This window comes from Lysinibacillus sp. K60, from assembly GCF_019731275.1.
GTDB lineage: Bacteria > Bacillota > Bacilli > Bacillales_A > Planococcaceae > Lysinibacillus > Lysinibacillus capsici.
This window is the reverse complement of the sequence record NZ_JAASJR010000001.1, coordinates 360,022-384,545: the sequence shown is the minus strand read 5'-3', so window position 1 is coordinate 384,545 and position 24,524 is coordinate 360,022. Positions and strand designations below refer to the sequence as shown.

Sequence of the window (24,524 nt, the reverse complement as noted above, 5' to 3'; positions counted from 1 at the left end):
CCCATGCCAGTGACTTTTTTATTTTGTTTCTACATAGATTGCTACTGGAAGGTTCACACCACCAGCATGCATTAACTCTAATTCAATCGTATCTTTTGAACCCTTCATTTTGAAATCTGGTAATTCAACATACTCTGCCCCAACTCTTAAAGAAGGCACTAAATACACATTGCCATTCACCTTAATCGCTCCGCTGTATAATCCTCCTCGACCAGCCAACTTCAGCTTAATCGTTTTTGTAGAGCCTGTTGGATTGACAACTGGAATGGACACTTTATAGTTCATACCGAAGTGACCTGGGTTTCCTACAGCACCATTGATTTGAGAAAATGAATTTTCAGCCGTTTGTAAATGGTCTGTACGGCCATTCGAAATGTTATAGCCTACCTCAGGAGAATCTACTGTATAGGCTGGTAACTCTGCTAGAATTGTCGCACTTGGCCACGCACCTCTTGGATGTTTCGCATACTCATCCACCGCAACCTGCTCCGATTGGATAGTTGTTAAATCTGTATTATCTTTCGAAAGCACTGTACGAATCGTATACTCTGGCTTTCCACCATTGACTGCTTGAATATCTATATCATGTAAAAAGCCGATAATATAATCATAGTGTAAATCGTATGTTTCAATGACCTTTGTTTCCCCTGGTGCAATGACAATACCACTACTTTCCGATTTTTGAAGCTTATTATTTAAAACAGCGTCCGCAATCGTCAAGCCAAGGTCATGACCTACCCAACTATTACCCGTTTTTTGGCTAATGCCCTTCGAATCAGTCACCTTAATACTCTCTGTTGTAGACTTGTTTTGAACGGTAATGCCAAGAGTGACATCCGTACCTAATGTGTTGTAATGCCAGCCAAAAACACGATGCTTATTCGTTGCCGCAGTTGGTTTGACATCATATTGGGCAAGCGTCGCATTATTCATTGGCACAAGCTTACGTGTTAACGTTTCAGGATTATCACTAATAAATAAATCACGATCCCCCTCTAAACGAGCAGAAGGAACAGCCTCGGGTGATGACGTCGTGCCATATGATTTATCAAGGAAGGGGCTTGTGAACATATAACGGTAAACATAAATATACATTTCTTTTTTCTCTGTGATATAACGTAAATTTCCGCCTAATGCATCCACAAGAAACTTAGCAGGAATGTACATTTTGCCTTTTTGTATAAATGGCTTTTCGATCATTGTCACTGCTTCGTTATTAACCAAAGCCTGATTGCTGTTATCATTGAAAATAAAGCTCATCCCACCAATTAACAATTCAAAGGAACCATCAGGTTGCCAAGTACCAGATGAATCATCTAAATAATCATAAATATAGCTAGCAGGTAAATAGGTTCTTCCATCCTTTGAAACAATCGGATCTTTCATGACAATACGTTTGTTATTGATATGTAAGATATATGGGTCTTCCTGCGGTGGTGCTGTTGTTTCATCTGATAATGTGATATCCACCGATTGAGTAGCCTCATCCCAATTAACAACTCCATCAAAGTTTTCGCTGACGAAACGTAATGGCATGTAGGTACGATCTTTATACATAAACGGTGCAACATCCATTGCAACCTCTTGACCATCTACTAAAGCCGTATTCGAATTGATCGTTAAATCAACCATTTTACCATTGCGAATCGCCGATGCCGTCAACGTTTCCTTATCCCAATCCACACTTGCACCAACTGCTTCATACAATGCACGCATTGGTAATAATAAGAAATCCGATTTATTTAAAATAGGATCATTGACTTGAATCGTCTCTCCATTAATCATAATCGAAACATTGTTTTTTATCTGAATTCCATTGTTACTAGTAGCCGATGCAGACGCTTGTCCTGGCAAAATCGTAGCCAACGCAACTGCCGATACAATACATGTAGTCCTAAGTTTCTTAAACATCTTAATCTCCTTTTTCCTCTTACAATAGTCTTTATCATCTTAACACGAAAAACCCCTAAAATGTGGGATTTTTATCGAAAAGAGTAGAATTCGGTACTAGAGTGCTAGCCTTTCTCCTTCGAAAGCTTCATATAAAGTAAATGATATTCCAAAACACCATTTCCATTTTCGATCAAACTTATTGTTTCTGAATAAAATCTTATATATATTTCAAAAAATATGCCTTCTATTAAATTTTAATCACTCTATTCGAAATATTTTTGAAAGATTTATATTAGCATTCTATCTATTCTTTTCATTAGACTTTTTAAAGTATAAAAAGTTACATAACTTTCAATTGCCTAACACAAAATTTTGTTAAATGTTTAATTTTAATTGATAGGATAGCTTTTAAAGAGAAATTTTTCTCAATAGAGAGGTGTTTTTAAATATTGTTTTTTGTTATATCGGAAATATTTTATCATTTTAATTACATCAGTTGCTGCATATTCCGTTTCAGCAGAAACAGATAGTTTTCTTACTGCAAACAACACTTTGTAAAATGAAATTCTCATTGAGTAACAACGGGTGTGCCAATTATTAAATTACTTGTAGATCCTTTTAGTTACATTCCAATATATCTACTATGAATAAAACATAAACTTTGAACTAAAATTAGTTTAGTATCTATTATCTATCTCAAATCAGAGAGGGTGGGACAAAAAAATGTTAGACCAAGATATTGAACTGCACCCCAATTGTTAGACATGGTGCTGCACTGCTGCACCCCAAAAGTTAGAGTAAAAAACTTTTGGGGTGTTTTTTTATGGCAAAATATAGCGATGAATTTAAGTTAAAGGTTGTGAAAGAGTATTTAACAGGAAAAATAGGTCCTAAACGATTAGCTAAAAAATATTCCATTTCATCTAATACAGCAATTAGAACATGGGTAGCTGCCTACAAAGCATATGGGAATAATGGTATTAAACGAAAAAGAAGTAAGGAAGTCTATTCTGTTAAATTTAAAGTAGATGTATTACACTTTATGAAACAAACAGGTGCTTCCTATCAAGAGACAGTGATTCAATTTAAGATGAACAAACCACGTTTAATCGCTAAATGGAACCAAAAATTTCTGGAAGAAGGGATAGAGGGCCTGCAAGAAAAAGCAAAGGGGCGCCCATCTATGTCGAAAAAATCAAAACCAACTAAACAAGAAAAAGAAATGTCACGTGAGGAGCAGTTAGAACGTGAAAATGAACTGCTTCGTCTAGAGGTGGCATACTTAAAAAAGTTGAAGGCTTTTCGAGAGAACCCGGAAGCATTCCTCGGAAAGCACAAGCAGTCATTGCCTTTGAACTCAAAGAAGAAGGATTCCGATTAAAAGACATTTTAATGCGTGTAGATATTCCAGAAGCTACGTATCATTATCACATCAAGCAACTGCATCAGGAATATCCAGATAAGGAATGGCAAACGTTGATTTTAGAGACGTTTAAGAAACATGAAGGACGATATGGCTATCGTCGTATTCATACGGAGTTAAAAGCGCAAGGCTACATCATTAATCACAAAAAAGTACAGCACATTATGCAGGAATTAGATTTGAAATGTGAGAAATTCGTCCGCAAGTCGCGCTATAAATCGTATAAAGGTATGGTTGGAAAAGTGGCGAAAAATCGTTTAAATCGCCGTTTCTATACGCCTTACGCCGTACAAAAAGTGGTGACAGACGTAACTGAATTCAAATGTACAGATGATGAAAAACTATATCTGAGCCCAATTATGGACTTATATAACGGAGAGGTTATTGGGTTCAGTATGTCTAAACGGCCTACAATGGATTTTGTGCTGGACTCATTGAAACAAGCCCTTCCAGTCATTCGAGAACGTGCAGAATACGAACAACAATCCATTCAGATCAAGGCTGGCACTATCAACATAATAAATGGGTGAAACATTAAAGCAGAACAAGATTTTCCAAAGCATGTCTCGCAAAGCAACGTGTGCAGACAATGCAGCAATGGAAAACTTCTTTGGCTTACTCAAACAAGAAATGTATTACGGGGAAGAATTAGTCTCATATGACGTGTTAAAAAAGAAAATTGAAAAATATATCCACTACTATAACAACGAACGTATTAAACAAAAATTGGCCGGCATGAGTCCGGTAAAATACCGAACTCATGCCAGCCAATTAGCTGCATAAATAAAAACTCTAACTTTAAGGGGTCACTACCTATACAACAATTGGAGGTGCAGTTTTTCTATGGCTAAATATTCTTACGAATTAAAATTACAGGCGGTACTTGCCTATTTAGACAGTAAAGAATCAATGCGAGCAATTGCCAAGCGTTTCAATATAAGCAAAACACCTTTATTAAATTGGATAGCTCTATACAAAGAAAATGGCGAACAAGGATTGATTCCAAACTATACAAACTATGAGATTCAATTTAAAATGGACGTACTAAATTATATGATCGAATTTGGGGCGTCTCTTACACAGACAGCAGCAGTCTATAATATTCCTTCCCCTTCTACCATACATCAATGGCAAAGGCAAGTTGACTTTTCTGGTGTTGACGCCCTCCTTCCGAAGAAAAAGGGGCGTCCATCCATGAAAAAAGAATTAAACAAACAACCAAAACAAGCACCAATAGAAAGCTCTACTGAAGCACTTCAAGCACGTATTAAACAGCTTGAAATGGAAAACGAGTATTTAAAAAAGTTGAACGCCCTAGTTCAAAACAAGGAAAAATCACTACGGAAGACAAAGTAAAAATCATTTGTGAATTAAGGCATAAATATTTAGTAAAGGCACTTTGGCGTTAGTAGACATTCCAAGAAGTACATTCTATGACATCTCAAAGAAAATAGATTTACCAGATTCAGATACAGATCTAAAAAACGAAATAAAGGCGATTTTTGTAGAACACTACGGTCGTTATGGCTACCGTCGTATTCGTGATGAACTAGCGAATCGCGGGCAAAAAGTGAATCATAAGAAGGTTCAACGTATTATGAAAGAGTTAGATTTAAAGTGTATTGTACGCATGAAAAAATATAAATCATATAAAGGTACAGTCGGTAAAATTGCGCCAAATATTTTAGATCGAAACTTTACATCGGAAGCACCCAATGAGAAATGGGTAACGGATATTACAGAGTTTAAAAAAACTTTATTTATCACCTGTTTTAGATTTATTTAATGGTGAAATCATTACCTATACAATTGGCTTTAGACCAACGTACTCTCTTGTTTCAGAATTGTTAGAGAAAGCCTTAGAACATCTACCTGAGGACCACCAGCTACTGATGCATTTAGATCAAGGGTGGCATTATCAAATGAAGCAATATCGTCAAACCCTTCAATCAAGAAGTATCGCGCAAAGCATGTCTCGTAAAGGAAACTGTTACAACAGCTCCGTGATGGAGAATTTCTTTGGGATTATGAAATCAGAATTCCTTTATCTAAAAGAATTTGAAAGTGTCGAACATTTCAAAAAAGAATTAGAAAATTATATTGATTATTACAATAACAAACGGATGAAGGCAAAATTTAAAATGAGTCCGGTACAATACCGAACTCATTTTACTCAAGCAGCCTAATGAACTAACCGTGTCTAACTTTTAGGGGTCACTTCATATAATTGGTCTAACATTTTTTTGATTTAGGAAAGCATATTTAACTTCTTGAAGTGAAAAAGCTAATATCCATTTTTATTGTTTTATCAATTTAATCAAGTTCTATCCCAGCCTCTTGCTCTGCGCATGAAACGCTGGGGTACTGGCCCATGTCTAAAGGCATTCTGAATGGTCCGCCAACCGCACTCCGTTTTCACCTCAAACCGCTAGAGCGGCTACTTATTTTTTCTTTCTCTTGATTTCTTCTCCTGTGAAGGGGTCAATGAATTCTTTCATCGTCATTTGATCTTGCAGGATATCTTCTTGTAATTGATTTTTTATATACTCCTGTATCTTTTTCTTATTTCGGCCGACTGTGTCCACATAGTATCCTCAATACCAGAAATGACGATTACCATATTTATACTTTAAATTCGCATGCGGTCGAAAATCATTAGACTACTCTTCCCTTTTAAATAACCCACTCAATTTCTGAGGAATACTTACCAACATATGAATATGGTCAGGACAGGCTGTTGCCTCTATGATTTCTACATCTTTTCTTTCACATAACTGGCGCAATATTCTCCCAACATCTGCTTTAATTTGACCATAAATAATCTGCCTTCTATACTTTGGCGCAAAGACGATATGATACTTACAATTCCATGTTGTATGTGCTAAACTTTTATTATCCATTTATGGTGGCTCCTTTCGTACGAAGTCGGTTGACTAGATCTGACTTTATTGTACGTTTGGAGCTTTTTTATTGTCCATAGCTAAAAGCTTTCCGGATCCCCCTGCTATGCAGGGGGATTCAAAGCACACAAAAAAAACCCGTATGAGTTTTTTCTCATACGGGTTTTACTTGTTAATATCTTTTCTAAATAGTATTAAATTATTTAGTTATTGTTGCAGAAAGTGTAGCATTAGTTTCTTTTGCAGTATCTTGTGTAATTGTAATAAATCCGCCAGCTACAGCAACTGTATGACCAGGGAATGCTCCAGCTAGTGCAGCTGCAATATTAGCTTCTGCTGTAGCTTGAGTTGCATCAGTCACGAATGAAGTACCAACAACTGGAGTTCCAGTAGCAGCTAATGCAGTTAAAGTTTTTGTAACGCCATTAAATGTAACTGATAGTTTTTCGCCTACAGCTGGACTAGTTGTTACATCAAATGACCAAACAGCAGGTGTAGCAACACCAGTAACTGGATTAATTGTACCAGTTGCAAAGTTTGTAATACCAGTAATTGTAGTTACACCAATTTCAATATCATTTGTTTTTGTTTTTGATTTTAATACAACATCAGTTGCTGTAGTAGTAGCAATTCCAGGGAATTTTGCATCAAATGCAGCTTTTAAATCTGCTACAGATGCATTTTCTGGAATAGCAACAGTTTGTTTATTACCATCAATTGTAACATCAACATTACCAGCAGCATTTGTTCCAGTTGGAACTAAAGTTACTGTTGCAGGCGTAATTCCATCGTTGAATGCAGTAGTTGGTTGAGATGCAACATTTAATACACCTACCACACCTGCAATAGCTTTTGTAGCTGTACGAACTTGTGATGTAGAAGTAGATGTTTTCTCATCAACATAGCTTGCAGTTATAGAAGTAGCACCTTGATAGAATGATGCAGGAATTGTATAAGTAAATGTACCTGTAGCAGCACCAGTTTCAGTAAGTGTTACAGTATGTGTACCTTGATTAGTTCCACCAGTTAAAGTATACGTAAGCTTAATAGTATCTTGAGTAAGAGCTGTAGTACCAGCTACATTGAAATCTGCATCAGTTACAGTTACAGTCATATCTTGAGTATGGTTAACTGTCGCAGGAGTAATTGCGATTGTACCATCAGCACCAGGTGCTACAGGAATGTTTTGTTTAGAAGTAAAGAATCCAACACCGTTAGATGCATCTAGTAAATAGAATTTAACTACATTGTCAACAACTTTATATGTTGCACGTACTGCATTAGTACCTACACCCGTAGCAGGGTTTACATTTGCAGCAGTTTCTAAAGCAGTGATAAAGTTATCAGCACCGATGATTGGATTTCCTTGTAAACCATAGTACTCATATGTTTTACCAGATTCACCAGCATATTTAACAGCGTCTTTACCATCAAATGTTACTTTTTTATCAGCAGTGTTGTATCCACGTAGGTAACCAGTGTGTTCTTTGTCGATTACTGTGCTATTACCGAATGTAGCAGTTAAACCTTTAGCAGTAACATACTTGTTGAAGTCACGTGCATCAGTTGTAATACCGTTATCAGCACTTGCATCGAAGTTGTTAGATGTAACGAATGATGGAGTTACAACTACAGTAGCTGCTTTACCATTTGGAGCAGTTTCAATAGTGAATGCTGCATTAGCAGTGTTTACTACCTCAGCTGAAATTGTAATGCTACCATATTCTTGGATTGCAAATGAAGTCGCTGCAACATTGTTTTGGTCACGGTAAGTAACTGGTGTTTTCACAACGATTGGTTGACCGCTTGTGTTGCGAATTTCATAAGTCAATTTACCTTGTAAACGCTCTAAAGCTTTACCACTTTGGTTAGTAAGAGCGAATGTGTAGTTAGCAACACCATCAGCACCTACATTTTGGTCTGAAGTTTTACCTTCAACTTTGAACTCAGCACCAATTACACGCTCATATTGGAAGTTAGAAGCTGGCGCTTTGAAGAATGGCTCGCCATCTTCTAATACACCTGTTTGGTTGTTTTGAGAAGTGTTTTGGTCGATCCATACTACTGGAGTTCCCACTTCACCTTTTGCTCCGTAAAGAACAACTGTTGCTTCACCTTTTGAGTCTAATTTAATTTTACCTTGTTGTCCGTTAGCTGTTAAATCTTGAAGAGCTTTACCGTCTTCAACATTAGCAAACTTAGCGTTTGAGTTTGTATTTAGATTACGGTCGATTACTTCGTCAAGTGCGATGTTTACAAGACCGTTAGCGTATGCTTTACCATCTTTGTCAAGCACTTTTACTTTATATTCACGGCCATTTGTTTTTGAACCATAAATAGCTGCAGCTTCTTCTTCACCGTCACGTTCAACAGTGATTTGGTGGTTTAATTGAGCACCTTCAAATTTAACTTGTGCTGCAGTAGCTGTTAATTCAGTTGCTTCCCATTTTTTGTTTGCAGTAGTAGCTTGTGTAACATTGTTAGTACCAGTAACAGTTGAAACGCCTAATACAGAGCTTGAACCGTCAACGAATACATAAGGTGTTACAGCAGTGTTTGTACCAGAAACAACAAATGTAGCTTGACCGTTAGAATCAGTTTTAACTTTGATTTCTTCTGAGTAACCAGTTGTTGCTTGGTATGGAGTAACTGTTAAACCAGTAGCTGGATTTGTAACAGTAGCTTTTGAAATAGCGTTATATGCAACATTTGTGTTTTCAACAAATGATACGTTTAAATCGCGGTTGCTAAGAGCAGCACCTGTTTTAGGATCTTTGAATGTTACTTTATAAGTTTTCTTAACACCGTTAGCTAATGTGTTACCAGTAGTAACTTCTTCAATAGTTAAGATGTTGTCAACGCCCCAGTACACAGTACCGAATGCACGTAATTGAGGAGCACCTGTTGGGTAAACAGTTACATCATCAGCATCTGGTGCATATTGAGTGTAAGAGTAAGAAGCAATACCTTCAGCGTTAGTGTAAACTTCAACAACAGCATCTTTGTTTAAAGAACCAGTTGGAGCATCAACGTTGAAAGTTACAGGGATACCAGCAGCTTTTACGCCAACATCAGCAGTAAGTGTTACTTGGTTACCTACTTTACCTTGAGTGTTTGTAGTTTTTAATACGATTGATTTTGGAACTACAGCTTCGATACCTTTGAATTTACCGATTGTTTCGCCATCAAGAGTTACAACGTACTCTTTGTCAGCAGTTTGAGCTTCAGTAGTTAATACAACAACATTTTTGTTAGTTTGTTTAACAGCTGCGTTTTTAACTTCTAAGCCTTCGATTTTGAATTTAAGAGCTTCTACGTTATCAACTTCTTCGTCGAATGTTACTTCAACAGTTGTGTTGTTGATAGCTTTTACAGAAGCGTCAACTGTTTCAACAGCTAGATCAAGCGTACGAGCGAATACTACTGCGAAGTCTTGACGAGTGATCGCTGCGTTTGGTTTAAGGTTTAATTTACCGTTTTCTTCAGAACCAGTGAAGATTCCGTTTGCTACAGCAGTTTCTAGAGCATCTTTAGCCCAACCTTTTACTTGAGAAGCGTCAGCGAATTGGCTTAGGCTTTCGCTACCTTCTAAACCGAAAGCATCTACAAGAACTTTAGCTGCTTCAGAACGAGTTAAAGATTTGTTTGGTGCGAATTCTTTTGCACTTACGCCTTCAAAAATGCCGTTTGCTACTACTGCTGCGATTGAGTTGTAGTACCAAGCACCTTTTTTAACGTCTGAGAAGTTTACATCGCCGTCAGCTTCTAATTCTAGAGCTTTCGTGAAGATTTCTGCAGCTTGTGCACGAGTTACTGTGTTAAGTGGGTTGAAGTTCCCGTTAGTATCACCTTGGATTACACCAGCGTCAACTAAAGATTGAACTGCTTCTTTAGCGTATCCAGAGATTTTGTTATAGTCGTTTACTTGCGCAGCAGATGCTACAGGAACGATTGCTGATGCAACTAATGCAGCTGTTGCTGATGCCGCGAAAAACTTACGGCCTTTGTTTTGCTTTGCCATTAATGTATTCCTCCCTAAAATTCCTTAAATTGATATTAATCCAACGAAAACTATAGTACCGCCTAGTTACCTAAATGTATGTATTATAGCTTTCTTGAATAATACAAAACTAAAGCAAATTTGTTAGTAAATTTACTAGAAAAAGCGTAGTAGAATACCATTCTAGTAAGTTTATTCACTTTCTACAATAATATAACACTATCTTTTCCGAAATTCAAGCATTGGGACATAAATTTAGTTATAGAAGATTTTTTTACCATACCTAATATGGTATTTAATAGAAACCATTAAAATTACAACTAATTATATCCTCATTTGGATTGGTAACATATAGTTCCGTTACCTATTATACCTTACTCTCAATAATAACCAAGCATTTTCTGGAATGGTTACTAAATTGTCAAAAATTAAAGACTCCCGTAATATTTTAGTTATAATTGTAAAGAAACAGAAATATAGAAGGCGTTTCATAGCGAATTCTGCCTCTTCCTCACCAACTTTATGAGTTTCTTCTTTATTAAGTAAAAAGCTAAATCTATCTGTCCCCATGTTGTAATAATAGATTGCCACTTTTTATGCTACACTTTTGATAGTTTGATAGAACATATCAGCTATTGAAGGGAGCTTAAAAAATGAAACGTAAATTTCCTCTTTACGGGGCCGTGCTGGCAGGCATGTTATATCTTGCGCCAACTTCCGCTTCAGCAGAAGATATTTCGAAGCACTGGGCCTACCATGAAATGAACTATCTTATTACCAACGATTTAATGAAGGGCGATGAATTCGGCCATTATCGTCCGAATGATGCTGTCACTCGTGCTGAATTTGCAGCCTTTCTTGTTAGAACACTGAACTTGCCAGCAGCTTCTAGTCAGGCAACCTTTACAGATGTAAAAAAAGGTGACTGGTATTATGGGGTAGTCGAGCAAGCAAGCTATCATGGGCTAATTAAAGGTGACGAGCAAGGTAAGTTCCATCCGAATAATCACATTAATCGTCAGGAAATGGCGGCTATGTTAAAAAGAGCTCTTACTTATCAAAACATCAATACTTCTTCCTCCCCTATTGCTTTTAGTGATAATGCGCGCATTGCCAAATGGGCCTATGCGGATGTACAAGCTGTCGTCACAACAGGACTACTTGTTGGGAAGCCAAATAATCAATTTGCCCCTCTTGCTCAAACAACTCGTGCTGAGGCAGCTACCGTGCTCTATCGTTTAATCCATTTAGATGCGCCTGGGATGGGTGGTAAGCAATACATGACGACGAATTACTCACATGATTACTCCTCTGTAGTGAGTAAACAAACCATGAATAATCCAAAGGTCGATGGTGCTGGCATTTTCACGGCTAGCGAGGCACTAGTGTCATACTATGTACACCCAAAAAGCTTTATGCAGGATAGCCCATCTTATTATCAATTCCTAAAATTATCTACTGTCGTCAATAATCTAAGTGCAAAAGAGCTAAATGATAAAGTACTAGCAAATAAAGGAAGCTTAGCAGGTACAGCGGATGCCTTCATTCAAGCTGGTATAGACAATAAGATCAATGCTATTTATTTAGTCTCCCATGCCTTGCATGAAACAGCCAATGGTGGTTCTGCACTTATTAAAGGGATCGAGGTTGGCTTAGATACAAATGGCAAGCCGATGGTAGCAACACCAGAAAATCGTGATAAATTAACTGCTATTAAGACAACCTACAATGCTTACGGTATTGGCGCTATTGATGCTGATGCTAATAAGTATGGTGCGGAGCGCGCTTATACAAATGGTTGGTTTACTGTTCAGGATGCCATTATCGGAGGTGCCCAATTTGTAAAGGATCAGTATATTAGCAGGGGGCAGGATACGCTCTATAAAATGCGTTGGAATCCTGATAATCCGACAGTCCACCAGTATGCAACACATGTGATGTGGGCTGTCATTCAAGCGAAAAAGATCTATGATATTTATGAATTAATTGGTGCTCATACGACAACAAACCTAGTGTTTGATGTGCCTGCCTATCAAAGTCAATCTTCCGCTCCTTCATTACCGAGTCCATCGAAGCAATACGCATTGGATTTAGGGTTAGCTGGTGCAACAGGGAAAACGACGATTAATCTCAATATGAGAACGTATCCGAATACAGCAGATAATGCTTCGATTATGACGAATTTGCCAAAGGATACCTCCTTTAAAATTCTTGGTGAAAATGGTGGTTGGTTGAAAGTAAGTGTCAATGGACAAGAGGGCTGGGTGATTGATGATTATGTGAGTCTTGAAAATGGCTTACAAATTGTTAATATGAACATTACACTTAATGTTCGAAGCGAACCATCTACTACAAGTGCTATTTTAGGTACTGTTAAACCGAATGGCTTTATTATCGGTGTTGTAGACGATAAAGGTGAGTTTATAAAAAATGGTGCCTGGTATCAGGTGCTTTACAACGGAAAAACAGGCTGGGTACATGGCGATTATATTGTAAAAAAATGATTTTAATAGGAGGCGCAAAAGAAGAGTGCGATGATGATTCGCACTCTTTTTGTTAGTCATTTATTATCACCGAGATGAAAGCGCTATATAATAGAAGAAACTCGAAATTTTAGGATATAATTTTCATACTATCCCCCTAAAATTTAGTAAATTCTATGTCAAAATAGGGTCCTAAAAAAGCTTAATAGGACAATTGCTATGCTATGTAAAAATCGTTAGTTATCAGAGCTATACTTTAGGTAATCATCGTTAAACTCATTATCGAAAATTTCCTGTCAATATTGCTTTTGTGGTATGATAGAATGCAGTGAAAATGGAATTACAGAAAGGTTTGAACACTATATGAGGCATGTAACGATTATGGGCGTACCCTTTTTACATATTGGTCAGCAAGGGTTTGTTGATTTACTCGTTAATTGTATTGAACAGCAAGAAAAAACTTTCGTTGTGACAGCCAATCCTGAAGTTGTCATGCTGGCAAATGAAAATCCAACTGTCATGAATTACTTAAAGCAGGCAACTTACATTTGTGCGGATGGCATTGGCGTCGTTAAGGCTGCACAAATCATTGGTGATTCACTTCCAGAGCGTGTAACTGGCTATGATACGATGGTACGTCTGTTGGAGGTTGGTCAGCAAAAGCATTTTAAAATTTATTTACTAGGTGCTCAAAAGGAAACCATCGAAAAGACGGTTGCCAATATTCATAAGAACTATCCAAACGTTGATGTAGTTGGCTATCATGATGGCTACTTCGACTGGAATAATAATGATTTTGCAAAAGAAATTGCAACTTTACAGCCTGATCTTGTATTTGTGGCATTAGGTGTACCAAGACAGGAAAAATGGATAACAGAAAACCTTGAAAAATTTTCAAAGGGTGTATTTATCGGTGTGGGTGGCTCCTTCGATGTCATCGCTGGTACTGTAAAACGTGCACCAGTACTTTGGCAAAAGTTAAATCTTGAATGGCTCTATCGACTGTTACGCCAGCCAAGTCGATTTGGAAGAATGCTTGTACTCCCTCGCTTTGCTTTAAAAGTATTTGCATTAAAGCTTAAAGGTCAGGGCAAAACAAAATGAGTCAGTCAACATTTGTTAAAAGCACACTCATCCTAACGATTGCCACCTTACTTTCAAAAGTAATCGGTAGTATCTTCCGTATACCACTTCAAAATATTGCTGGTGATGAAGTGCTTGGTATTTTTAGTCTTGTCTATCCTGTTTATATGGTAGCACTTTATTTATCCGTTGCGGGTATCCCTATCGCCATTTCTAAGCTGATTGCGGAAGCTAGGACAAGTCAGGATACTGCCAAAATTAAGAAAATTTATGTGACTGCAAGAATCCTTGCATTATCCTTTGGCGTCATTAGTTTTACAATCATTTACGGCTTTTCAGAGCAGATAGCGAATGCACTTGGTGGGCCTTCAACAGAGATTGCCTTAATTATTGTTGCCCTTACATTACTGGTAGCTCCTTATATGGCTGTCTATCGTGGATTTTTCCAAGGTTTTGGAGATATGCGCCCTACTGCCATCTCTCAAGTGATTGAGCAGTTAGTACGTGTTGCGTTAATTTTAATTGTTGCGTATTTCCTAGTATCAATGGATTATTCAAATGATATCGTAGCTGGTGGAATTATGGCGGGCTCTGTATTAGGAGCCCTCGGGTCACTTTTCTATTTACTTTTTAAATATTTCCGTTCTTCGGTAAAAGTAACGAGTAAGGAGAAATATTCTGGTAAGGATTTCTCTAAATACAGTAAAACCATTTTAAAAATTTCTATTCCCATTGCGATCGGTTCTGTGACAATGGCACTCTTTAACTTTGTTGATTCCTTTACGGTTACATATGGCTTAAGAAGTGCTGGTGCAGATGCGAGTGAAATTAGCTACCTTTATGGTATTTATGGTCGAGGACTAACATTAGTTCAAATTACGACTGTTTTTGCTTCTTCGATTATCTTGCCACTTGTGCCCTTGATTACAACGAAGCTAGCTGAGCGTAAATTGGATGAAACACGCACTATTATTGAGCAAACTCATCGTATGACACATCTTATTTCATGGCCAGCTGCAATTGGGTTACTAGCCTTAACCTTGCCTTTAAATCTAGCTCTTTTTAAAGACTTAGAGGGAAGCTTAATGTTAGCCATCATCAATCTAAGCTCTGTCTTTACATCACTAACTTTGCTTGGAACAGGTATTCTACAGGGCATGAATGCTGCCAAAACAGGAGCTCTCATTATTTTGAGTGGTGTTGTCCTTAAGGTGTTTTCTAACATCTTCCTTATTCAAGCATTTGGTTTAGATGGTGCTGCCTATGCAACTTTACTAGTATATTTTGTGTTATTTATTGTGAATTCTGTCTTTATTTATCGTACGATTCGCTTTACTGTCCTTGGAAAAGATACGGTGAAAATGATTGTGTCTTCCATTGTAATGGGAGCAGCTGTTGGATTACCAACACTTTGGCTTGACTTTACACATTGGTCAAGAATGTCGGCAATGGGCTATCTAACTATCGCAATCGTAGTTGGTGGGGCTATTTACTTCCTTCTACTATGGCTGATGAAAGCTATTCATAAACAAGATTTAAAGAAAATCCCTGTTATCGGAAAAAGATTTTCATAAATAAGAGAGGTAGGACACTTATGTCAAAACAGAAATGGCTTTGGGGAATCATTGTTCTTTTACTCGTCGTTTCCTCTACAGGTATCATGAAGAGGTGGAATGCGGAGCAATCGAATGATGCTTATGAGATTGTTATTCCCTATGATGAAATACAAACCGCAGAAAAAAATAGCGACCTAACAATGGATGACATTCTTTCTTCCTTAAAGGATGCTGGGCTGAATACTGTGAGTCTAGAGCCCTTAACATTAAAGGAAATGGAAAAGCAAAACTTAATTACCGTTTATAAAGAAAGTGAGTTAGCAGCCCAATTATTGTTTACACCTTATAAAGATGCTGTTGATATCTCTAATAGCGGCTATTATATTCGAGTGCCTGAAAATGAGAGCTACCAAAAGCTGATCATGGAGAGCATTGAACCAGAGGAAGTACAAATAGGAGAAGAGCCTTTTTATTTCCTTCCTACTTCTAACCACAATTTTGATTTAAAAACACCAATTGGCTATGATCAGCCTGCTATTGACATGATTAGTAAGCATGGACTAGCCCACATCTTTAAGGTGGAAAATGCAGATAATGAAGTAGCTAATGAAAAGTTGGTTAATCAATTAGTCGCTTTAAAAGAGGCTTCGGCAGGCCGCTTACTTGGTCAAGGTGATGAAGCCATCGGGTTTGGCCAAGAAGACGGCAATCAATTAGTTGAAAAATTAAATGATGCTGGCTATTACTTCTACACAATTGAAAGTAACCCACTTAAAGGCGAAAGTAAAATCGCTCAAATGACGGATTACAATATGATTCGTTTGCATAGTATCAATGTCAACAGAGAGACTAAATTAAAGCTAAATGCAAGTATTGATCGTACAACACGAGCTGTCAAAGAGCGTAATATTCGCTCCATTTTCTATCATATTAAAACAACAGGTAATGCCAAAGAAAATGTAGAAGAAACGATTGATTATCTAAATGGTGTGCATGACACAATGCCAGATCATTTCAAAGCAGGTGAACCTAAGCTATTTGATAAAGTAGTCGTGCCAGCTTGGGTCACAGCAGCCGTATTAGTAGCAGGTATTTTATTTACCTTTATCATTTCAGAATTAGTAAAATGGATGCCTCTTCGTATCGCGGCAGCTGGCTTTATGGCTGTACTAGCAATTGCGTACTTTATTCTGAAAAGTACTCTATTTTTACAAGCATTTGCACTCATTATTGCAGTCCTTGCCCCAACCTATGCAGTCATCAAATCAGCGCAAGGTTCTACGAAGGTGTCTAACATATTGCTCCAATACTTAAAGGCAGTAGCAATTAGCGTTATTGGCATTGTAATTGTTATTGGCTTATTGAATGGTAATGCCTTTATGACAGGGTTTGCTGTATTTAAAGGGGTTAAGCTTGTTTATCTTATTCCAATTATGGGTGTTTTACTATTTACAGTGATTGAGATTAACCGACTAGCTGATCAAAACATTAAGAACTCTTTATCGAATACGGTAACATTGTTAAATAAAGAGTTGAAATATTGGCATGTGCTACTACTCGTTGTGTTGGCAGGTGTCGGATTATTTTACATTAGCCGAACAGGGAACTCTGGCTCTGTAAGTGATATGGAATTAGCCTTTAGACAATGGCTAGAAAATACATTGTATGTTCGACCAAGAACAAAGGAATTTTTAATTGGTTTCCCATTCTTCATTTTAGCGTTATATGTAATGGGTATTAATCGCAAATGGGGAAGTATTCTCCTAGTACCAGGTGTTATCGGTTTCTTATCCATCATGAATACATTTACTCATCTACACATCCCAGTAGCTGTTTCTGTATTACGTACACTATACAGTGTATCTCTAGGTCTTGTAGTAGGATTGGTGTTTATCCTAATCTTCAAAATCGGTTATCGTTGGGTTTCTAAGGCAATCGCGAGGTGGTCATAATGCACGTTGTTTTATCTGGCTATTATGGATTTGATAATGTCGGAGATGATGCCATTCTACTGTCCATTATCCAATCTCTCAAAAAGTGGCAAAGTGATATAGAGATCACGGTATTATCTAATAATCCAGCAGCTACTGAGCAAACATATGGTGTCAAAGCCATTAACCGATGGAAAATGAAAGAAATTCGCCAATTACTTAAAACAGCGGATGGACTTATTAGTGGTGGTGGTAGTCTCATGCAGGATCAAACAGGCATGAAAACGATTCCTTACTATGCGGGCGTTATTCAAATCGCAAAATGGTTGAAGAAGCCAGTATTTGTTTACGCCCAAGGCATGGGTCCGATTAATCATCCGCTTAGTAAATTTATTGTTCGTACAGTTTTTAATAAGGTCGAGCAAATAACAGTTAGAGATAGAGCCTCTCTAGCTCTTTTAACAGAGATCGGTGTACGAAAAGAAACAAAGATCGTGCCAGATCCTGTTATGGGATTAAACGGTAATGACTTTCATTGTGATTGGCTAGAAAATGTCTCTTTGTCAGCCGATAGCTATATTTCTGTAAGCGTTCGAGATTGGCCTTCCGCTGTTGCCTACAAAGAAAAAATTGCACATAGCCTAGATGAATTAGTACGTCAGGGTGAGCAAATCGTCTTCCTCCCTATGCATGGTGAGCATGATTTTATTACTTCACAGGAAGTAGCAGCACTTATGAAGGAAAAGAGCTTGATTGCTCCTGCTGATTTATCTATTGAGGAAAAAATCGCAGTGATTGGTCAATCTCAACTATTAATAGGTATGCGACTACACTCCTTAATTTTCTCAGCAATCTATGCAACACCGTTTATTGCCATTTCATATGATCCGAAAATTGATGCTTTTGCTGATATCGTTGATCAGCCTGTCATCGGTCATGTCGAGGTTGATGATTGGAATGGTGTAACATTGTTTGAACAAGCTGTAGCAATTCTTGAATCCTATACAACAGTTCAAGAAAAAATGCGCCAGGCCGTCATCCCATTGCAAGATGAAGCAACTGCAACTGCTAAATTAGCAATTGATGCTTTGTCAAAATAAACATTAAAAAATGATGAATTTCAATTAACATTGAAATTCATCATTTTTTTCCTACTTCTAATAATTTTAAAATGGATTGTGCCTGTTGCATATGCATCGCTAAAACATATTGACCTGCTTGCATTAAAATTTGCGCCTTCACCATATTCATCATCTCTTTTGCGATATCTGCATCTCGAATACGAGACTCTGCTGCTTGTAAATTCTCAGCCGTGTTCACATTGGCATTATAGGCATGTTCCAAGCGGTTCTGATAGGCACCAAGACGTGAGCGCTCATTGGAAACTTGTTTTAAGGCTTCATCCATCGAAGACATGGCTTTTTCTGCTTCCTCACGAGTAGCAATAGAAGCATCCTTCAACCCAAGTTCCTCGGACCCCATCCCATTGATAAATAATTCTATACTCTGTCCTGCATTGGCGCCTGCTTGAATCTTGATGCCATTTGTTTCATAATCCCCGTTGAGTAATGTCTTCGTATTAAATTCTGTATCGGTTGATGTGCGCTGGATTTCCTTTTTTAGTTCCTGAAATTCCAAATCTAATTTTTTACGATCATCATCTGTTAATGTATCATTGGCTGCCTCCACTGCTAACTCACGCATACGCTGAATCATGGCATGTGTCTCATTCAGTGCCCCCTCTGCCGTCTGCACAAGCGAAATACCATCCTGTATATTCTTAGCTGCCATATTCAAGCCACGAATTTGAGCACGCATTTTTTCAGAAATCGCCAGTCCAGCTGGATCGTCCGCTGCACTATTAATTCGATATCCGGAAGAAATTCGTAGCATGGCTTTACTCATCGCCCCATAATGACGATTCATATTATTCAGGATTGCCATCCCTGTTGCTGACCACTTACCAAGCATGATTTCACCACCTTCTTGTTTTTATATCGGTCCAACAACTCATCTATTGACCTTAATATTGGAAATGGTTTCTAATTTTTTATGCATTTTTAACATTTTATAGTTGATTACCTACATAATAAAAGCACCTGCTTGTCATTTATGATAAGTAGGTGCTTACTGGACATTCCATCTATTCAATTTTGAAACCCCCAAGTTGATGGCTCTTTTGCTGTAGCAATTCGAAAAAGAGTTCTTTATCATTCTCTAGTAATGCCTGATCAATCAAATGATCCAAATTTTTCTCCTCTAGCTCTGCAATAAGCTGATCGATTTCGCCAACCGTCACAGTAGAAACCATTGGAATTTGTTGCTTTGGTGTAGCGCTTTCAAGTATTGGTGCTAAATGCTCATGAACATTGGTAATAAGCAATAGTTGATAAAGTGGTAACCGAATAAAGCGATTTCCTTTTTGGAAAACAAAAACCTCAGATAAATTTTCAATCTGCTGTGTCTTCATGTTGATGATCATCTCTTTACCTTCTATGGGAATGAAATGGAAAATCTCATTCTCTTTTAAAATAGAGAAATATTGATAAGCAAATACGAGACGTAATTTATCTCCAGTAACTTTTGTGTAAAACGGCTTCATGTATTGAACTTGCATCATCATTCATCCCTCCCTAGTTATCTGATTATTCAGATTTTAACACAAATCAAAAGCCTTGTTAACTATCTTTAACTCATTTTTTTCTTTCTGATCATTCAGCTTATCATTACTGCATTTTAATCGTATAATGGAAGGACAGTCTTTTTTTCCTTTTTACAATTAACAATGTTAACTATAGCCATACAAGATGAAAGGAGTGAGGTTATGGCATTGTCTATATCGCAATTAGCTAAGGAACATCAAGCATTTGTGCTTACTAAATTAAAAGAAGCTGAACAAGGGTTACATCCTTCCTCTACCGAAGATGAGGAACTAGTGCGCCGTGCTGTCTTTTCAGTAAGGAATAAATCCATTGTTTTTGAACGATTTAATGGAGCAAGTTCTATATTATATGCAAGTGTTCAAGATGTCAGACCCGCTTCTGTTGAAATTGATTTTTCAAAGGAAGAGCTACATTGTAGCTGTCCTCAAGCAAAATGGTGTCGACATCAAGTAGGTGCTTTACTCGCTCTCTACCAATATTTTGATTCGGTTCAAAATTGGTCGAGTGCTTGGCGTGCACAAAAATCAGTTCAATTAAAATCTTTAGCAGATGAACGCAGCCCGCAAAGCTGGTCGATGATGGTGGATGAGGTGATGAAACGATTATTACCACCTGGGCGCATACTAGAAGGCTATGGGCTTTCCGCTGTAAGAACCGATGCTTTGGAGCGTCTTCGTCGACATATGCCCTTTGAGCGTGAATGGCAACCTCTTTATAAGCTCTATATGGAGCTAGCCATTTTTAATTCAATATGGCGGCATTTAAATGAAACATCTGGACATTCGTTAGATTCACCTTATATGAAATATTTTATCGAGCAAAGCACGCAATCTTTTGAGAGCATTCTTACAGAGCTTTCTAATCGATCACGACTATTTGCGACAGATCCATTTTATGATGCCATCCAAGAGCTAGTAAGAGAATTTTTATTAGAAAGACAAGGGCTTTTCGCCAATCGTCTTCGTCTATACATGCTACTATGGGCAGTGCTTTTTTATGAGAAGCCTCGTCGTGAACAGGAATTGGCATTTATAAATAATCTTGATAAACCTTCAACAGAAATTTCACTACAATCGTTAAAATTATTATTTTATGTGCTATTACAGAAAGAGGATTTATTGCTTGAAAATTTGGCACAGATTGATTTACCACAAATGCAGGATTTGTTTGAACTAGCTACTTTTGCTCAACGTGCTGGAGAGTCCTATTCATTAGCAATCATTTTAAGAGCAATTTTACCTTTGACAGAAGTATTTCTACAGGAGGTCGTTCCAGTCGTTCAGCGTGCCCAATACGTAAGGCAATTTCAACTTTTATTTGACGAGATTCCGCTTACGGAGGAAGAGGAAGCAATGCTTTACAGTGCCTTTGGTGTGTATGGACTACAGCCGTTCTCAAGTTTTTTAATTAAAAAAGGTCACTATCGGGAATGGGCAGCTCTACATCAACTAAACCCATCATCCCTCTCCTACTTAGAAATGTGTGGATTAAAGGATGTATTACAGGTTGAACCTGCAACTGTTTTACCTTTATATCATGTCTATGCAATGGCTGAAATTGCGCAAAAATCACGCTTAAATTATAAACAGGCTGTGCGTATTTGGAAAAGTATGCGTAGCGCTGCAAAGCGAGCTGGCAAAGCAGCTTATTTTGAAACATATATGCAAACCATTCGTGCAGAATATAAACGACTACGTGCGTTACAAGAAGAAATTGAGAAAGGAAACTTAGTATGATGACAATAAATGCTCCTTCCCCTTTTTCCAAAACACAACAGCTCCGTATCGAAGTAGCTCGGGAAGGATATTTTACGTTGCAGGGTTTTACTGCAAATGGTACAGCAATCGATGTTGATACATTAATTTCTTCGCTATTCTTTACTTATGAGGCAAATGTTTATGGATTATTAACAAATCGGGCTGATTTTACGATTGAAGTTTCTACGGCTGAGTTACTAGATATTTTTTCAACAAGCTTCCAGCACCCCTTCATCAATTGGATTGGTGCAAATGAAGAAAGTATAAAATGGTTAAATAAAGTTTATGCATTACAAGCATACTGGCAAGAGCCATCACTTTGGTCACATGCTGTGATTGCAGATGATTTTTCATCATTAACTTTCCCTATTGATCATATCGATTCAGCATTATTGGAAACGGCTGTACAGCAGAAGCTTTCACAGGTTGGGCTAATACTAGCTGATTTACCAAAGTTACTACCCTTTTTCCTGCGTGGCGGCTGGCCTTTGGATCAAGCTCGTCAAGCTGGAGCTGTTTCCGTCTCTTTACGATTAAGTGAGCCAGAAGAAGATGCCGATGTATGGTTATTAGAAACGGTCCTAAGCACTGCTACAACCAAAAACTATTGGACACCTGCTATACGTAAACAATCCTTACCTATTGAAGAAGCACTACCTACAAAGTGGCGAATGTTCGCGACTGAAATTACGCAGCAACAACAGCAAATTGTAGAACTTCTATCCATCGATACAATTAATAGTGATATCTTTATTCGTGTGACACTGGAAGATATAGAAGTTCGCTCTTTTTTACGTGAGGATCTTGCTAGATTGCAGGCACTTGGTTTTGATGTTGTATTGCCAGCATGGCTAAAGGATTTAAAACAATCTAAAATTCGAGTACGCGTGACAACCAGTAATGTTTCCACAAGGAAGGTAGCAGGTTTAGATGATATTTTAACGTTTAAATGGCAGTTTTCTATGAACGGACAAACGATTTCAGCTGAGCAATTTAAAAAACTTGTGGATGAGAAACGTGAATTTATTCGTATTGGTACTGAATGGTTCCGAGTAGATGCCAATTGGATGCAAGAAATGCGTGAATTGATGCAACAAGCAGAAGATGAAAGTTGGACTGTTCGAGAATTATTATTTAGAGAGTTACCAGAAGACTTGTCTGCCCCTCTTGAGGAAGAAGATGCAGATGATGCACTGAGAGATGATCCAATCTTTGCATTGGAAATACAACAATCATTAAAAGCATACATGGAGCAACTTTTGGAGAAGAAAGGCTTGCCTGCCGTCTCGATTCCATTGTCTCTACAAACCGAATTACGCCCTTATCAATTAGAGGGCTTTGAATGGTTAGTCTTTATGCGCCAACAAGGTTTCGGTGCATGTCTAGCTGATGATATGGGCCTTGGAAAAACGGTTCAATTGATTACCTATTTGCTTCATATTTATGAGTCATCAACTGATTACACAAAACCATCTATCATTATTTGTCCCACTTCAGTGCTTGGGAACTGGCAAAAAGAACTTGCTCGATTTGCTCCTTCCCTGATTGTGCATACGCATTATCAAGCAAATCGAGCAAAGGATGAAGAGTTTAAACAACTAGTGACAGCAGAAAGACCACATGTCATTTTATCAACCTATGGTACTGTGTCACAGGATACTGAATTTTTACAGAATATCGATTGGGCAACGGTGGTACTCGATGAAGCCCAAAATATAAAAAATATGCAAACATTACAATCAAAAGCCATTCGTAAATTGCTAGGTGACCATCACATTGCTCTTACTGGGACACCTGTAGAAAATCGTTTATCTGAGTTATGGGCTATTTTTGATTTCATTCATAAGGGCTATCTAGGTAGCTTCGGTCGCTTCAATGAAGAATTTATTTTGCCTATTGAACGGGACGAATCAGAGTCGCATAAGCAGAAGCTTCGAGCTAAAATTCAGCCATTCTTATTGCGTCGTACAAAGCGAGATCCACATTTACAGCTTAACTTACCAGATAAGCTAGAATCGAATGAATATTGTCCATTAACAACAGAGCAAGCTTCACTCTATGAGGGCTATATTTTAGAGACGCTTGATCAGCTGGAGCAGTTAACAGGCTTTCAAAAAAAGGGTCGCGTCTTAAAGATGCTCAGTAAATTAAAGCAACTATGTAATCATCCTGCCTTATATTTAAAGGAACCTTTCGAGGATGCCGAAACAATGCTTGCACGTTCGACTAAGCTAGAACGCATTGTACAAATGGCAGCTGAGATTGTGGACAATGGCGAGCAATGTCTCATCTTTACACAATACATTGGAATGGGACAATTGCTACAACATTGCTTTAGTGAAATATATAATGTAGATGCACCATTTTTAACTGGTGCCATGCCTAAGCAGCAGCGAGACCGCTTAGTAGAGGCTTTCCAGGCAGGAGATTTCCCTATATTTATCCTTTCTTTGAAAGCTGGTGGAACAGGACTTAATTTAACAGCAGCTAATCATGTTTTACATGCAGATCGCTGGTGGAATCCTGCTGTTGAAAACCAAGCGACCGATCGAGCATATCGAATCGGACAGACACAATTTGTGCAGGTCCATAAGTTTGTGACAATTGGCACGATCGAGGAAAAAATTGATAAGATGCTGGTGCAGAAATCTGCATTATCAGAAGAGCTTATTCAATCAAGCCAGTGGTTGACCGAGTTAGAAGATCAAGAACTCCGCGATTTAATAACATTAGATATATAATAATGAGATGCGCCAAGAGCAAATAGTTCTTGGCGCTTTTAGTGGAACTTGCTACTTCTTTTCCCTACTTACTTCATCATTTGTATTTAGTTGT

The 24,524-nt window shown here is 37.8% G+C and carries 13 protein-coding genes and 3 pseudogenes; 11 read left to right on the top strand and 5 right to left on the bottom strand.

The window, feature by feature from the left end; all coding sequences use genetic code 11:
- Nucleotides 1-18 precede the first annotated feature (18 nt).
- On the bottom strand, nucleotides 19-1,911 hold the full coding sequence (locus tag HCH28_RS01965) for a stalk domain-containing protein (protein WP_221679398.1): 1,893 nt from the start codon (nucleotides 1,909-1,911) through the stop codon (nucleotides 19-21).
- An 805-nt stretch (nucleotides 1,912-2,716) separates the two neighbouring features.
- On the opposite strand from HCH28_RS01965, the gene HCH28_RS01960 reads away from it, so the two are divergent.
- The 4 genes and pseudogenes from HCH28_RS01960 (at nucleotide 2,717) to HCH28_RS01945 (ending at nucleotide 5,502) form a co-directional block, all read left to right on the top strand.
- Nucleotides 2,717-3,274, top strand: coding sequence for a helix-turn-helix domain-containing protein (locus HCH28_RS01960; RefSeq protein WP_221679397.1), 558 nt, complete (start codon nucleotides 2,717-2,719; stop codon nucleotides 3,272-3,274).
- On the top strand, nucleotides 3,172-3,846 hold the full coding sequence (locus HCH28_RS01955) for an IS3 family transposase (protein ID WP_221679815.1): 675 nt from the start codon (nucleotides 3,172-3,174) through the stop codon (nucleotides 3,844-3,846). The genes HCH28_RS01960 and HCH28_RS01955 overlap by 103 nt, the downstream gene beginning before the upstream one ends.
- A pseudogene (locus tag HCH28_RS01950) lies at nucleotides 3,819-4,099 on the top strand (transposase); the annotation flags it as partial. The gene HCH28_RS01955 and the pseudogene HCH28_RS01950, both read left to right, overlap by 28 nt.
- Before the next feature lie 60 nt (nucleotides 4,100-4,159).
- Nucleotides 4,160-5,502 (top strand): annotated as a pseudogene (locus tag HCH28_RS01945) (IS3 family transposase).
- A 255-nt stretch (nucleotides 5,503-5,757) separates the two neighbouring features.
- Here HCH28_RS01945 and tnpA read toward each other — a convergent pair.
- Nucleotides 5,758-6,216: pseudogene (gene tnpA / locus HCH28_RS01940) on the bottom strand (IS200/IS605 family transposase).
- 199 nt (nucleotides 6,217-6,415) lie between these two features.
- Nucleotides 6,416-10,237: an S-layer homology domain-containing protein gene (locus HCH28_RS01935; protein ID WP_221679393.1), complete on the bottom strand. Its 3,822-nt coding sequence runs from the start codon at nucleotides 10,235-10,237 to the stop codon at nucleotides 6,416-6,418.
- 632 nt (nucleotides 10,238-10,869) lie between these two features.
- Between HCH28_RS01935 and HCH28_RS01930 the strand changes: the two genes are divergently transcribed.
- The 5 genes from HCH28_RS01930 (at nucleotide 10,870) to csaB (ending at nucleotide 18,369) form a co-directional block, all read left to right on the top strand.
- Nucleotides 10,870-12,720 (top strand): S-layer homology domain-containing protein, encoded by a 1,851-nt coding sequence (locus tag HCH28_RS01930; RefSeq protein WP_221679392.1) that lies wholly within the window; start codon nucleotides 10,870-10,872, stop codon nucleotides 12,718-12,720.
- Nucleotides 12,721-13,062: 342 nt separating this feature from the next.
- Nucleotides 13,063-13,803 (top strand): WecB/TagA/CpsF family glycosyltransferase, encoded by a 741-nt coding sequence (locus tag HCH28_RS01925; protein ID WP_255600406.1) that lies wholly within the window; start codon nucleotides 13,063-13,065, stop codon nucleotides 13,801-13,803.
- Nucleotides 13,800-15,356, top strand: a complete 1,557-nt coding sequence (locus tag HCH28_RS01920) for a putative polysaccharide biosynthesis protein (RefSeq protein WP_221679390.1) — start codon at nucleotides 13,800-13,802, stop codon at nucleotides 15,354-15,356. Before HCH28_RS01925 ends, HCH28_RS01920 begins: the two co-directional genes overlap by 4 nt.
- Before the next feature lie 20 nt (nucleotides 15,357-15,376).
- Nucleotides 15,377-17,290 (top strand): DUF5693 family protein, encoded by a 1,914-nt coding sequence (locus tag HCH28_RS01915; protein WP_221679389.1) that lies wholly within the window; start codon nucleotides 15,377-15,379, stop codon nucleotides 17,288-17,290.
- A complete protein-coding gene (csaB, locus tag HCH28_RS01910) occupies nucleotides 17,290-18,369 on the top strand; it encodes a polysaccharide pyruvyl transferase CsaB (protein WP_221679388.1) in 1,080 nt (359 codons plus the stop codon). The genes HCH28_RS01915 and csaB overlap by 1 nt, the downstream gene beginning before the upstream one ends.
- A 40-nt stretch (nucleotides 18,370-18,409) precedes the next feature.
- Here csaB and HCH28_RS01905 read toward each other — a convergent pair whose 3' ends face one another.
- Both HCH28_RS01905 and HCH28_RS01900 read right to left on the bottom strand, forming a co-directional pair.
- Nucleotides 18,410-19,240 carry a flagellin N-terminal helical domain-containing protein gene (locus HCH28_RS01905; protein WP_221679387.1) on the bottom strand — a complete coding sequence of 277 codons (831 nt, stop codon included), beginning with the start codon at nucleotides 19,238-19,240 and terminating at the stop codon, nucleotides 18,410-18,412.
- Nucleotides 19,241-19,412: 172 nt separating this feature from the next.
- Entirely contained in the window at nucleotides 19,413-19,889 is a 477-nt protein-coding gene (locus HCH28_RS01900) for an IDEAL domain-containing protein (RefSeq protein WP_004269498.1), read from the bottom strand.
- Between the two features lie 204 nt (nucleotides 19,890-20,093).
- Between HCH28_RS01900 and HCH28_RS01895 the strand changes: the two genes are divergently transcribed.
- Both HCH28_RS01895 and HCH28_RS01890 read left to right on the top strand, forming a co-directional pair.
- Complete coding sequence (locus tag HCH28_RS01895) at nucleotides 20,094-21,668, top strand: hypothetical protein (RefSeq protein ID WP_221679386.1); 1,575 nt, start codon at nucleotides 20,094-20,096, stop codon at nucleotides 21,666-21,668.
- Nucleotides 21,665-24,430, top strand: coding sequence for a DEAD/DEAH box helicase (locus HCH28_RS01890; protein WP_221679385.1), 2,766 nt, complete (start codon nucleotides 21,665-21,667; stop codon nucleotides 24,428-24,430). The genes HCH28_RS01895 and HCH28_RS01890 overlap by 4 nt, the downstream gene beginning before the upstream one ends.
- Nucleotides 24,431-24,524: the final 94 nt, after the last annotated feature.